Consider the following 12,327-nt stretch of genomic DNA (forward strand, 5'->3'; position numbering starts at 1 on the left):
GCAGGCTTCGTCCCCGGTGAGTACCTGATTTCCGCCGAGGACCGGACTCCGCTTGACGGCTTAACTGCATGAGGTGTCCTACCTTCTAGTACTCCAGCCGTAGATCGTGATCTTCATGGCCGTGCGGCTGCTTGCCGTCGGTAGTGCGAGGTGCGGGCGCGGGCTTGGTGTCGGCGTCGCCATTGTGACCAGCGGAGCCCGTGCCGGAAGGCGTGAACCGGACTGATCAGCACGGTGAACAGGTGCTGGATCTCATTGGCGGTCAAGGGGATCAGGTGGTCGGGTGAGGGATGGTCTCGGCATTCGGTGGCCGCGGTGACAGCCAGGAACGCGTGGGCGAGCATGGCCAGGGTGACCCAGCGGTGCCAGGAGGTCCAGCGGCGGACCTGGTGCTCGTCCAGGCCCGCCAGGCCCTTGCCGGCCTGGAAGGTCTCCTCCACCGTCCAGCGTCGTCCAGCCACCTGGACCAGCTCGGACAGCGGGACCGGGTGGGGTGAGAAGCAGCGGTAGAAGGCGAGTTCGCCACTTCGCCGGTTGCGGCGGACCAGCAGCCACCAGTGCCCGGGCCGCCCGGTAGGGCCAGTGATGTCGACCTGGGCCCAGTCGTAGAGCCGCTCGCCCTTGGCGCCCGCTCCGGCGGACAGTCGCTGCCAGGCCAGCTTTGGGATTCGCGCGATCAGCGGCTTCGCCTGGAACTTGCCCGCGTGCGTGAGGACTTGGTGAGTGCTGGAGACGGCCAGCACGTAGCCGATCGGGCGGGCCTCGCCGCATGCCCGCGAGCGGCGGAGTAAACCAGGTAGACGGCAACCTGGGAGTTCTCGATCCGCCCGGCCGTGCCTGTGTACTGCCGCTGCACGCCGACCGTCGCGGTTCCCTTCTTCAGGTCGCCGGTCTCGTCGACCACGAGCACCGCCTGGTCGTCGGCAAGGTGCTCGACCACGGAGGCGCGTACGTCGTCGCGGACCAAGTCGGCGTCCCACTTCGCACGGCGCAGCAGGTGCTGCATGCCGTCCGGGCTCGCGTCGCCCGCGTGCTCGGCCAGGGTCCAGCGGTTCTTCCTCGGCAGGTCTGCGAGCAGGCCAAGCACCAACGCCGTTGCACGACGCCTGGGTTCGACCCGTGTGAACCGTCCCGCGACACGGCCCATCAGCTGGTCGAACATCACGTGCCACCGGGCAGGGACTACGCTGTGACCCGCGGCCACCGCAAGATCGTTAGTCTTCACACACCGATGATCAGCGGTGGCCGTACTTCCTCCCCTGCCAGTGCCGGCGAAGCCGGCCCGGATCGAGACGCGGCGAGCTCACCGCGCCAAGAGCATGCCCAGTTCAGTACCGAGTTCGGCGGCGTCGCCGAACTGGATCGCGGTGATCCCCAGCTCCTGGGCGGCCGCGACGTTCGCGGCCTTGTCGTCGATGAACACGGCCTCAGCCGGAGCACAACCCATCAGGTCGAGCGCCCGGGTGAACACCACTGGATCGGGCTTGGCCGCCCCGAGTCGGCAGGAGAAGAGCAAGGAGTCGAAGCGGGACTCGACTTCAGGGAGCACCTGCGGGAGCGCGTCCAGAAGCAGATGGTCGTTGTCGGTGAGCAGGGCCGTGTGCAGCGGGCGCAGCCCGTCGATCAGTTGCAGCACCTGCGAATCCGGCTCGAACGCGCGACACCAGAGTTCTTGCAGCTCAGCAAGGCTCCCCTGGTACCCCAGCCCGTTCGTCATCCTGCGATGAATCTCCGTGGACGAGTCGTGCCCGAGGTCCCACCGCCTGATGAGCCCAGACGTGTAGAGCACGTCTTTCACTTGGTCAGAGCTCGTCCCGCACACCTCGCCGAGAGCGTCGAGCCGCCGTTGCGGAAGGAACCGGCAGACCACGCCCCCGAGGTCGAAGAAAATCACCTTTGGCTGCATGCGCCGACGGTAGCGGTACTCCACCTGAGCGAAACGGGCGGCCCCGGCCACCCGCCGCCAGCTCCTGTCGCTCGTGATCACGATCTACGGCTGGTGGAGTACTAGGGCGTTCGGGAGAGCCCGGATACCGGCCCTGATCCTGTCACCGAGCAAGTTCGGCTCGGCGAAGACTGCGGAACACCTCCGCGGTCGTCCATCCGCGCAGCGTGGCGTGAATCGACGAGTGGAATGCCGTCTCGGCCGTGGTGGCGTCGAGGGCCCCGGCCAGTTCGAGAGTCACGAGTCCGTGGAGGGTTGCCCAGATCGACAGGGCGATCGCTGTTGCGTCGCCGGCGAGGACGGATGCCCTCAAGGCGCGCTCGATCGCCGCGAGGAGCGGACGGATCGGGTCACTGGCACCTTCATTGCCCGACGGGTCGAAGGACTGCACACCACCGAACAGCACCGTGTACAGGTGGCTGTGTCCGCGCCCCCAACGACGGTAGGCGACGGCCAGCGCGTAGAGGTCGGCGAGAGGGTCCGCCGAGGCCCGCACCCCCGACACGTCATGGAACAGGCCGGCGACGGCTCTGTCGCGCACCGCACCGATCAGCCCGTCCTTACCACCGAACAGGGAATACACCGCCGTGGTCGAGGCCTCGGCGGCAGCGGCCACGGCGCGTACCGAGACCGACTCCCGCGGGAGGGTGGCGAGCATCTCGGTCGCGCATTCCACAAGCCGCTCTTTGACGGCCTCGTCGTTTGTTCTGGGCCTACCCACGGTCAGCACCCTACCTTCTCTGATAACGTCGTTTTGAAACAGCGTTCTGAAACTGTCGGAGGTCACGCCTTGCCCACGCCCGCCTTACGTCTCGTCCGCTTCGCCGGACGCCTACTGCTGGCCCTGACCGCCATCGCCGTGCTGGTCGTCGTCTTCCTCGCACTGATCGCCCTCACGGACGGGGCAGGTTCGGGGCTCGCCGCGTGGTTGACGACCCTGGGGACCGGGACTGTCCTCGCACTGTGGCGGGGCCGACACCGCACCTGGCCAGCGCGACTCGTGCCGCTCCTGCCGGTGATCGTCGCGGCGGCGTTGACGGCGACGGTCTGCATCCCGACCGTGCCGACGGCCCGGCAGTACCCGCCCGCCCTACCCTTCGTGGCCACGCAGCACTGGACCCTGGCCACGGGCAGCCGGGTCGCGGTGTATCACTACCCGCCCGCGGACCCCGGCCCCCGGCATCCCGTCCCGTTCGTGTACCTCCACGGAGGCCCCGTCCGAGGCATCTCGGTACAAGACCACCGGTTTCTGCGACTTCTGGCACGCCAGGGCTACGACGTCTACGCCTACGAACAGGCCGGTGGCGGACGGAGCGACCTGCTCTCCCTGGACCAGTACACGATCTCCAGGTCGGTCCGTGACCTCGCCGCCTTCGTCGACCGCCTGAACAAGGGCAAGGTCGACGTCCTCGGATTCTCCGGAGGCGGAGTCGTGCTCACCCGAGCCCTAACCGACACTGGCGTCGCCACACGCCTGCACCGGGCGATCATCGCCGAGCCGGGACCCATGGACGGCCCCACCGCACACATCACCGGGCACAAGGGCCGAGCATCCGCACGGGGCCTCGCGCCGGCCCCGACCGGACCGCGATCGACGCACGTCCCCCGGTACGCCGTGGCATTCGGCCTCATGCGACTCGGACTCCTCACCCCCGACACCAGACTGATCGGACAGGCCGAAGGCGACAACGCCTTCACCGCCGCCGACCTCGGCAACGACATCGCATCCTCCTACTGCGCGCGCGACGCGCACCGCATCCCCACCGAGGACATCCCACAGAACTTCTCGTTCAGCCCCGCTGCCAGCCTCCGCATCCAGCAGACGGTCAAGGACTCGCCCTCCACCGCACCGCAACTGAGGCGCTCCCGGACGCCCGCGATGCTGATGATCGCTGAGTGCTCCTCGCAGGTCCGTCAATGGGCGACCGCCGTGCTTGCCAATGACCCCGCCATCCAGCGCACGCAGTACATGCCTGGAGTCGGACACCACATGTGGAACGGCCTCGACGGCAACAACGACCGGGCCGTCGCCGTCATTACTGCGTTCCTGGAGGACAAGCCGGCCCCCCTGCCGGACTACCCGACGCGCGAGGAGATCCCTACCTTCCTGCGTGAACACAAATGAAGACGTCGCAGCCGGCAGCGGCCAAGACGGGCGGAATCACGAAGCCGCCTGGTGCCCTGCGCGACGTTCAGCCAAGGACGAGCTCTTAGCTTGTTCTTTATGGTCGGGAGGAATGACCGTTCGTGACGGCTGTTACGGTCGCGGTTGTAACTGAGCAGCTTCCTGAGTTCCCGTACCACCCCGACCCCGTTGCCACGGGTGTGGTTGTTCCTTCAGATGTGACCTGCGTCTGCTGTGGGCGGGGACGCGGGTCCATCTACACGGGCCCGGTCTACGCCGTCGAAGACCTCAAGGACCGCCTGTGCCCGTGGTGCCTCGCAAGCGGCAGCGCCGCCGAACTGTTTGACGCGCACTTCACGGCAGGAACTTGCCTGGGCGACGACGTACCCCTTGAAGTCTTCTCGGCAGTCGACAGGCATACCCCCCGGTTTCTCAGCCTCGCAGCAGCCCCAGTGGTTCTTCCACTGCGGTGAGGGCACCGCTTTTCTGGGCTGTTTCGGGAGTGCAGAACTCGCCGCTCATTCTGACGCGCTGGAGACACCGCGACATGAGATGAGCGGCTAGGGCTGGCCGTCGGATCAGGTCGAGCACTACCTCGGCTCGCTGGACAAAGATGACCAGCCGGCATATCTGTTCCGGTGCCGTGGCTGCGCGACCCACCTCGCCTACTCCGACGTCGCATAGGTCTACATCTGAGCTGAACGAGGACACGAACGTTCACTCGTAGGTGGATTCCGGGGACGTGAACACGGCCTTCGCCTGATCCTGTGCTCCAACCAAAGAGGCACCTGACCAGCACGAAGGCCGTGGGGGAATGAGTCTGCTGCATGACGATGGCCGGCGAGATGCGTTCGCTATCGCGTCATACTTCCGGGACGACTTCTACCGGTGCCTGCTTGCGCACGGTGACGAACTGTTCGAGTTGACGGACGCGCTGCTGCGTGCGGACGGCCCGGTGAGGACGCCGCTGGATCTGACCCTGCTGGCCGAGCACCGTCGCGGGCACGGCGCTTTGTATGCGGCCCTGAACCAGGGCCGCATCGACGCGGGCCGGCTGCGGCGGACACTCGCCGCACTGCCGCAGCCGCGGGCCGCCGACGACCGGCTCGTCCTGGCGGTGGACGTGAGCAACTGGCTGCGGCCGGATGCCGAGTGCAGCCCGGAGCGGTTGTTCTGCCATACCTTCGGCCGGGGCCGGGACCAGCATCTGATGATCCCGGGCTGGCCGTACTCGTTAGTCGCCGCGCTGGAGAGCGGCCGCACGTCCTGGTGCCAGCTGCTGGACGCGGTGCGGCTCGGCCCGGAGGACGACGTCGCCGAGGTCACCGCCGTCCAGGTCCGCCGTGTCGTCGAGGGCCTGATCGCTGGTGGACATTGGTGCGAAGGCGATCCGGACATCCTGGTCGTCTTCGACGCCGGCTAAAACGCCCCGCGCATGGCCTACATGCTTGACGGGCTGCCCGTCGAGGTCCTGGGGCGGATGCGCTCGGACCGCGTCATGCGCCGGCCGACGCCCTCGCTCAAGGAGTACGCCGAGGCCTATCCCCGGGGCGGGCGGTATCCGAAGCACGGCAAGGAGTTCCGTTTCGCCAGGCCCGAGACTTGGGGCGAGCCGGACGCGGCGACCGTCCAGGTCACCGACCGCTATGGCACCGCGCAAGCGATGGCCTGCCGACTGCGTACGCACAGAAGGACACCTCGGAACCTCTCAAGGACGGCTTCGCCAGCCCGCTGGAGACTCTCGGCGAGGTCGGGACGCTGACTACGACGGCCAGACGACGACGCCGTCACGCGCAACCAGCGGCTCCGCCTGGCGTGATTCACAGAAACGGATCCACCCCAGGTCCACACTGCCGTCAGAGTCTCGGTGGCAGTCGCCGGCCTTGGTCGCAAGCCAGCCGAGCAGGATACCCATGAGGTCGAACTGGTCGGGGTGAATCTCCTGCCGACTGGTCAGAGCCCACGCTCCAAACGGGGTGCGTTCTCGGTGAAGGAGAACCGAGACGAGCGCGCCGCCCACGGTGAATGCCTCACCGTGCTCTCCGAGAAGGGGCTCAGGGTGGTCCTCGACGACGAGTTCGCCGTCATCATCCGCGTACACGAACGGAAACTCGGTCACGATGCGGAGGATCTCCGGTTGGGGTCCGAGCCCGAGGTGCCATTGGAGCTCGGCGAGCTCGTCCTCGGACAACTCGTCGCGCATATCCAGCGTGAGTATGAGCTCGAATATGTCAGCCATAGCTGCATACGCTAGTGCTCACCTCTGACAGCCCCCATCCGTCGCGGCCACGGACGGCCTTCTTAAGCGTCCCGGCCGACGGGGCGCCGGGTCGGCGCACGTTGGTGGGCCACTGCCCGACCTGCACGTCGAGGAGCGCCGCGCTCCGCGGGGCTGCCAGGGTGCCGTGGATCCGGTTGTCGTACAGCCCGGCTTCGTTGCGGGGGCGGTCGAAGAAGCGGCAGTGGGGGTGAGCTGCGGCAGGCTTGATGCGGCCTCAGTCGCCGGCCCGGGCGAGGGTCGTCACCGCGGCCATTACGGTTCCGAACACGTGGGGCACCCCCGTCTGCGGTCACGCCGGTTCGACGCCGCGGGCTGTGACCACGGTCGCCAGGGGGGGGAGAGAGAGCGCGGCTGCGCGCCGCAGGTGTCGTCCGGCGTGCTGGAGCGGCGTGGCGTACCGGCAGCAGACCCACGCCGAGGAGGCACCCGTGGCCAGGCGTTCGGTTCAGCCCGTTTGGGCGGAGGCGATGACGCCGCGCCCCAAGGCGGTGAGCGCGCAGGTGATCTGCTGGACGTCGAGTCCGAGGTGGTCCCGCTGGAATTGGAAGACCTCGGGTGCGAGCGGAGCGAGGAGGAGGTCCACCATTGCCTCTCGGTCCGCAATCGCAGCCTCGGCCAGCAGTGTTGCGACGTGCGCGCGCCAGAACCCGTAGGCGCCTGTCGCGAACCGCGAGCGCCCTGTCTCCATGCCGAGAACCAGGTGGGTGTGCCGGTCGAGCAGTTCGACCATGGCTTCGTAGAACGCCGCCAGCCGCTCTGCGGGCGGGGCCCCGGGGCCCAAGGGGGGAGCGCCCCGCAGCATCTTCTCCTGCAGGGCTCGCTCGTGGTCGTCCAGGAGTGCGACCGCGATGGAGGCGATGTCCGGGTAGCGACGGTAGAGGGTGCCCTTACCGACGCCGGCGGCCTTCGCGATTTCTTGCATGCTGACGCCGCCCGGACCGTGCGTGGCGAACAACTGTGCGGCTGCGTCGAGCACACGCATGCGGTTTCGCGCGGCATCCGCCCGCTCCTGCTTGGCAGCAGAGGGTCCTGCTTCCAGGTCCAGGAGATTGCTCGGCTCATCCATGCCGTCACCCTACTGCATAAGTGGACGCATGGTCCGCTTCTTGTTATGGTCTCGGCGAGCAAGCGGACGCAGCGTCCGCTTAAGTGATCCGATCGAAGGACTCACCATGCCGCACCTGCTCCACCTCGACGCCAGTGCCCGACGACGCTCCTTCTCCCGTGAGGTCAGCAGTACGTTCGCCGATGCGTGGCGCGCGGCCGGCGGAACGGTCACCTACCGCGATCTCGCCACCGACCCAGTGCCCCAGATCACCGAGGCGTGGACCGGGATATGCGACAACCTCCTCACCGATGGGATCACCGCCCTTGACCGGCTGGCCGAGGGCGCACGCACTCCGGACCAGGTCGCCGCCTGGCAGATCGTCCAGCCGCTCCTCGACGAGCTCATCGCAGCCCACGTCGTCATCATCGGAACCCCGATGTACAACTACGGCGTCCCGGCCTCCTTGAAGGCATGGATCGACCAGGTCACCTTCCCCCGCATGTCACTGGCCGGACGGACCATCGTTGTGGCCGGCGCCCGCGGCGGCTCCTACCTCCCCGGCGCCCCCAAGGCCGCATTCGATCATCAAGCCCGGTACCTGCAGGACTTCGCCGCCGGTCATTTCGCCATCACCGACGTCCGCTTCCTGCACGCCGAACTAACGAACTCTGTCATCGACCCGCTCCTGACCGGCCAGCGCCCTCGTCACGAAACGTCCCTCGCCGAGGCGTTGGAGGAAGCCCGCAACCTCGGCCGCGATCTCGCCACCAGGGTGACCACCCCGTGAACTGGATCTTCCTCGCCCTCGCCGGAGCGGTGGAGATCGCCTGGTCCCAGAGCATCAAGCCGACCCAGAACTTCACCCGTCCGCTGCCCACCGTCATCTGCTTCCTCCTGGCCGCCGGCGCGGTCTACCTGCTCACCCTCGCCATGCGGACCATCCCCGTGGGCACCGCGTACGCCGTCTTCACCGGCATCGGAGCCGTCGGCGCCATCACTCTCGGGGTCATCGTCAACCGCGACCCCGTCACGCTCCTGCGTGTCACCGCCCTGGCCCTGATCGTCGGCGGCATCGTCCTGGCCCGTATCGCCAGTTCCGAAAGCTGATGCCGAACGCCAGACGCATAAGACGTCAAATCCACCGCGGCTCATAACCCCGACGCCCTGAGCACCTCAGCCACTCCGCCCGGCCCCACCACCACGGGGCCGGGCGGTCGCATTCCGTGGTTCATCCGCTCGCTGCGGGCGAGGCTCCGGGTACCCGCGCGGCACTCCCGTGTGATCAAGATCTACTACTCGGATAAACCTGTGTGGCATTAACGCTCTGGTTTGGCTCCGTCTTCCGGCGTGTGGCCCCACTCCTGGGGGCGTTCGGGAGCGATCGGGGGTTGTTCCGGTCTGATCTGGCCCCACCGGGTGGCGGGTGGTGGGACGGTCGTGGTGGGCCACCGTGTGGGGGCGTTGCCGGATGGAGTTGTCGAGGGAAGAGCTGTTCACGCCGAAGCCGAACGCCACTACGTCACCGCCCTGCGCGCCGCCGCGAGCGCCGGCGACCGCATCGTCGGCGCGAACACCCTCGCCTTCTGGGCCATCCAGCGCTACAGCACCGGCGACCCCCAAGGCGCCCAGCACCTGATCACCGCCGCACTCGAAGCCGCCCCCTCCATCGGTTCACCCCGCATGACCGCCATGCTCCACGCCCGCTCCGCCCGCGCCCACGCCAAGGCCGGAGACCGCCAGGCCGGCCAGCGCGCGGCTGGCGCCGCCTTCGACGCCTACGACCGCATCGAGGCCGGATCTGCCGAGCCCGCCTGCACCTACTGGGTCAACCGCGGCGAACTCCACCAGCTCGCCGGCTCCAGCGCCCTCAATCTGGCCGACCCCGCCCGCGCCCTGACCCACTTCCGTACCGCGACCACCGCCACGGCCAACGACGCATACGACGGCACCGCCTTCCCTCGAGGGGCCGCCATCTACCTCGCCCGCGAAGCCGAAGCCGAACTCGCCCTCAACGACATCGACGCAGCCCTGGAGACCGCCCACCGTGCCGTCGAGCACATGGGCGGCGTCATCTCCGCCCGCGGCACCAGCACCCTCAAAGACCTCCGCACCCAGCTCTCCGCACGCCGCACCATCCCCGCCGTCCGCGACTTCCTCGCCGCCACCGCCTGAACAGCCCGCACAGATCCCCGAACGGCGGACACCGAGGCAGCAGGCCACCATCAGCACGCCGGCCGCCCTCGGCGACCACGAGCGAAGACGACGTCCGCAGGGCCTGCTCCGCATTCCCCGCGCCTTGCAGGCACGACGGCCCGGTGCGCGGCGACCGCCCGGCGGCCTTCAACTTGCGGCGCAGGCCGTACCCACCACCGGGAGCGGGCCGGCAATAGGGACGGCTAGTTCGGCAGGGGTTGGTGCAGCCACGCCTGCACCGCGCCGTTTTTCACCGGGACGGCGATCTCATGGAATGCCTCCGCCGGGATGCCGTGGTGATTCTGGCGCACGGTCGCCCAGTAGACGGGGTCCGATACGCACAGCACGTAGTCATCCCGGCCTCCGCTCAGCGCCGCCCTCATCGCCTCTGCGTCGAGCAGCCGGCAGGCATCATTGAGCGCAGCACCCACCCAGCAGTCCTGTTCGTCCACGCTCACGCTGCCTGTGGCCAGGACCAGGCGCGGGCGAAGTCGGACCGAGGCCGCGGCAAGCCGGTTGACCGCATGCAGGTGGGCAGGAAGGACTACGAGCACAGCGCGCAGGAGGTCGGCCATGGGGACAGCGGCATCGATCAGCTCGATGACTCCGTCACCCCGGTCCGCTTGCCGCCGCGCCGCTGCGTCAACGCCAGCAGCATCCGCAACGCGGTCAAGAAGGTCGTAGAGCATCCGGCGCATGTATGCCTGCTCAACGTCATCTCGGCTGCTGAACCGCTCAAGGTCGGCAAGTAGCAGGCTTCGCGGTGTAAGCCTCCCCGCTGGGGGAACAGAAGTGGCTGCCGCGGCTTGGGGCACCTTCTGGGCCGGCCCCGGGTCGTCCATGACCTGCGGCAAAGAGACTGCTTCTGCGGCCTCGTCCCACAGCATGTGGAACCGCTTCACCGCAGCTGCCGCATCGGCTCCCGGAGTCCGGCCGGCAAGTTCGATCACCAACATCTGCACAAGCCCCCACGTCGGCAGCCGAGGCTTGATGAAGGCGTCGTGGATCCGGCTTGAGCTGACCACTCCGGTGCCCAGCGCACGGGCCATTTCCCGCACCGAGGGCCATCCCGCCCGTCGGTGAGCCAGGTGCAGCTCATCGCTCAGCCTCTTGCGAGGCCCAGGCGGAAACGTGGGAGCCGTGAGCTGGGCCATACGTGATCCCTCGCAGAGTGTCCAGAAGCGTCCGACTACGTCCGACGGGCAACGTACCGCGTCCGAACTCGTAAATTCCCGCCTTGAGTTGTCTGCCGACGTCAGACCACGTCAGGACGCCTGCGGACAGGCTGACCGTGGAGGAGGCCAATCGGAATCGCACCAGGAGACACCATGATCGACTCAGCACTCACCCTCGTCGTCCAAGGCCTGCTCACCGAACTCCCCGCCAGCCTGATCACGGCGGCCGGCACCGCGCTCACCGTCTGGGTAGTACGCAAATGCGGTGCAGCCCCGCGGGACAAGTGATCACCGCTCCATGCCTCCGGCCTCCGATACCCCCATCGGGCAGGTGGGGGTATCGGTGGACCATCGCCAGCGTGGCTGCGCCCGGGCCGCGAGCGCCTCCGCCTCCTCGCGGGCCTGGCGGGCTCGGTTGAGCGGGCCGACCCCACTCAGGAACCCAGGTGGTCGGGCGTCGACAGTGGCGTGCCGCAGGCGTCGAGTCCGCGTTCTTGTCGTTTCCAGCCCGGCCGTGTGGCCCGGTGGGCAGGATGGCGTGATGAGTGAACTCACGCACGTGCCCGTCATGGAACTCCTTCGCGCCTCGCTCGATCCGGCGAGCCACCGCGAAGACGTCGTCTCGAAGCTGGACCTGCCGACCGGGCGCCTGATCGCGGCCGCGGCCCACGCGGACGCCGACGACAACGGAGCCGACCGCCTGGCCAACCTCGCGGGCGGTCTCGCCCTCGCAGCGCTAGGCCTTAGCGCGGAGGTTGCCTCCCGGGGAGAAAGGACGCTCGACGAGTTCCTCGACGGCCTGACCCAGGCCAGTGACGACGAGGTGAACACGCTCATGGTCGAGACGATCCGGGGCATGCTCCACGACCAGGGCGTGGAGATCATGGGGCGTACCCTCGCGCAGGACCAGGCTCGCTTCCTCGACCTCCTGCTCGCGCTCACCTCATACTGCGGCACCAGCATTCTCGCCCTGCAGGCCGCCGGAACCCCTGCCGAGACCACCCTCACCGACCTGGAAGACGCCCTGCGGGACGCAGGTGACGAAGCGGAGCCCGCCGCTACCTCCTGACCGCCAGCCTCGACGCCGCCCCGCCCAGGCCGACAGCCAGGAGCCGCCCAGTGGAAACCATCATCACCGCGGTGATAGCCGCGTTCGCAGCACTCGGGGCGGCCTGATCGGACGCTCTGCCGGACTCAAGACCGCCCAGCTCACCGCCGAGGCCGCCCGTACGGCCACGCGCTACGCCACGCAGCGCGACACGATCGCCGAGTTCCTCACAGCCGCTGACAGGGAGATGGCGCTGGCCTGGGAGGCCGAGGTCGGCCGGGCCGACCGCGACGAATCGGCGCATACTCGGGCCCAGGACGAAGCGTACTTGGCATCCCGCCGCGCCCTAACACTGATCGAGTTGACGAACACCCCCGAGGTACGTGCTCACGCCCAGGCAATCCTGGAGGGCCTCACCAAGGCACGCCAAACGCAGGACTGGGAGCCCTTCAAGGCGGCGAGGGCCAAGCTGATCGACACCGCCCGGAGCCAGCTGGCCGCTCTATGACCCG

14 protein-coding genes and 2 pseudogenes are annotated in these 12,327 nt (G+C 68.2%); 10 read left to right on the forward strand and 6 right to left on the reverse strand.

What is annotated here, in order from left to right; genetic code table 11:
• Window positions 1–113: 113 nt before the first annotated feature.
• The 3 genes and pseudogenes from ACZ501_RS27660 to ACZ501_RS27670 form a co-directional block, all read right to left on the reverse strand.
• A pseudogene (locus tag ACZ501_RS27660) lies at window positions 114–1,162 on the reverse strand (IS701 family transposase).
• Between the two features lie 141 nt (window positions 1,163–1,303).
• Window positions 1,304–1,987: an HAD family hydrolase gene (locus ACZ501_RS27665; protein WP_468799053.1), complete on the reverse strand. Its 684-nt coding sequence runs from the start codon at window positions 1,985–1,987 to the stop codon at window positions 1,304–1,306.
• A 61-nt stretch (window positions 1,988–2,048) separates the two neighbouring features.
• Window positions 2,049–2,666 (reverse strand): TetR/AcrR family transcriptional regulator, encoded by a 618-nt coding sequence (locus ACZ501_RS27670; protein WP_468799226.1) that lies wholly within the window; start codon window positions 2,664–2,666, stop codon window positions 2,049–2,051.
• A gap of 69 nt (window positions 2,667–2,735) precedes the next feature.
• Here ACZ501_RS27670 and ACZ501_RS27675 point away from each other — a divergent pair, with 69 nt between their 5' ends.
• The 4 genes and pseudogenes from ACZ501_RS27675 to ACZ501_RS27690 all read left to right on the forward strand — a co-directional run.
• Complete coding sequence (locus ACZ501_RS27675) at window positions 2,736–4,070, forward strand: alpha/beta hydrolase (protein ID WP_468799055.1); 1,335 nt, start codon at window positions 2,736–2,738, stop codon at window positions 4,068–4,070.
• Between the two features lie 218 nt (window positions 4,071–4,288).
• Entirely contained in the window at window positions 4,289–4,543 is a 255-nt protein-coding gene (locus ACZ501_RS27680; protein ID WP_468799228.1) for a CbrC family protein, read from the forward strand.
• On the forward strand, window positions 4,461–4,634 hold the full coding sequence (locus tag ACZ501_RS27685; RefSeq protein ID WP_468799057.1) for a CbrC family protein: 174 nt from the start codon (window positions 4,461–4,463) through the stop codon (window positions 4,632–4,634). The genes ACZ501_RS27680 and ACZ501_RS27685 overlap by 83 nt, the downstream gene beginning before the upstream one ends.
• Window positions 4,635–4,884: 250 nt before the next feature.
• Window positions 4,885–5,790: pseudogene (locus tag ACZ501_RS27690) on the forward strand (transposase); the annotation flags it as partial.
• 42 nt (window positions 5,791–5,832) lie between these two features.
• Here the strand turns inward: ACZ501_RS27690 and ACZ501_RS27695 are convergent.
• Both ACZ501_RS27695 and ACZ501_RS27700 read right to left on the reverse strand, forming a co-directional pair.
• On the reverse strand, window positions 5,833–6,309 hold the full coding sequence (locus ACZ501_RS27695; protein WP_468799059.1) for a hypothetical protein: 477 nt from the start codon (window positions 6,307–6,309) through the stop codon (window positions 5,833–5,835).
• Window positions 6,310–6,796: 487 nt separating this feature from the next.
• On the reverse strand, window positions 6,797–7,417 hold the full coding sequence (locus ACZ501_RS27700; RefSeq protein ID WP_361606831.1) for a TetR/AcrR family transcriptional regulator: 621 nt from the start codon (window positions 7,415–7,417) through the stop codon (window positions 6,797–6,799).
• A 106-nt stretch (window positions 7,418–7,523) separates the two neighbouring features.
• Here ACZ501_RS27700 and ACZ501_RS27705 point away from each other — a divergent pair, with 106 nt between their 5' ends.
• From ACZ501_RS27705 to ACZ501_RS27715, 3 genes are all read left to right on the forward strand, one after another.
• Complete coding sequence (locus ACZ501_RS27705; protein WP_361606834.1) at window positions 7,524–8,186, forward strand: FMN-dependent NADH-azoreductase; 663 nt, start codon at window positions 7,524–7,526, stop codon at window positions 8,184–8,186.
• Window positions 8,183–8,506, forward strand: a complete 324-nt coding sequence (locus tag ACZ501_RS27710) for a DMT family transporter (protein ID WP_361606836.1) — start codon at window positions 8,183–8,185, stop codon at window positions 8,504–8,506. The genes ACZ501_RS27705 and ACZ501_RS27710 overlap by 4 nt, the downstream gene beginning before the upstream one ends.
• A 354-nt stretch (window positions 8,507–8,860) precedes the next feature.
• Window positions 8,861–9,571, forward strand: coding sequence for a hypothetical protein (locus ACZ501_RS27715; RefSeq protein WP_468799061.1), 711 nt, complete (start codon window positions 8,861–8,863; stop codon window positions 9,569–9,571).
• Window positions 9,572–9,795: 224 nt separating this feature from the next.
• Here the strand turns inward: ACZ501_RS27715 and ACZ501_RS27720 are convergent, their stop codons facing one another.
• Window positions 9,796–10,641 (reverse strand): hypothetical protein, encoded by an 846-nt coding sequence (locus tag ACZ501_RS27720; RefSeq protein ID WP_468799063.1) that lies wholly within the window; start codon window positions 10,639–10,641, stop codon window positions 9,796–9,798.
• Window positions 10,642–10,920: 279 nt separating this feature from the next.
• On the opposite strand from ACZ501_RS27720, the gene ACZ501_RS27725 reads away from it, so the two are divergent.
• The 3 genes from ACZ501_RS27725 to ACZ501_RS27735 all read left to right on the forward strand — a co-directional run bounded on the left by ACZ501_RS27725 (window position 10,921) and on the right by ACZ501_RS27735 (window position 12,323).
• Window positions 10,921–11,055, forward strand: coding sequence for a hypothetical protein (locus tag ACZ501_RS27725; protein ID WP_468476814.1), 135 nt, complete (start codon window positions 10,921–10,923; stop codon window positions 11,053–11,055).
• A 253-nt stretch (window positions 11,056–11,308) separates the two neighbouring features.
• The gene (locus ACZ501_RS27730; RefSeq protein ID WP_468799065.1) at window positions 11,309–11,836 is read left to right on the forward strand and encodes a hypothetical protein; all 528 of its coding nucleotides are present in this window, start codon (window positions 11,309–11,311) and stop codon (window positions 11,834–11,836) included.
• Entirely contained in the window at window positions 11,805–12,323 is a 519-nt protein-coding gene (locus ACZ501_RS27735) for a hypothetical protein (protein WP_468799067.1), read from the forward strand. Before ACZ501_RS27730 ends, ACZ501_RS27735 begins: the two co-directional genes overlap by 32 nt.
• Window positions 12,324–12,327 lie beyond the last annotated feature (4 nt).

The sequence above is a fragment of the Streptomyces sp. NPDC034085 genome, assembly GCF_055575555.1.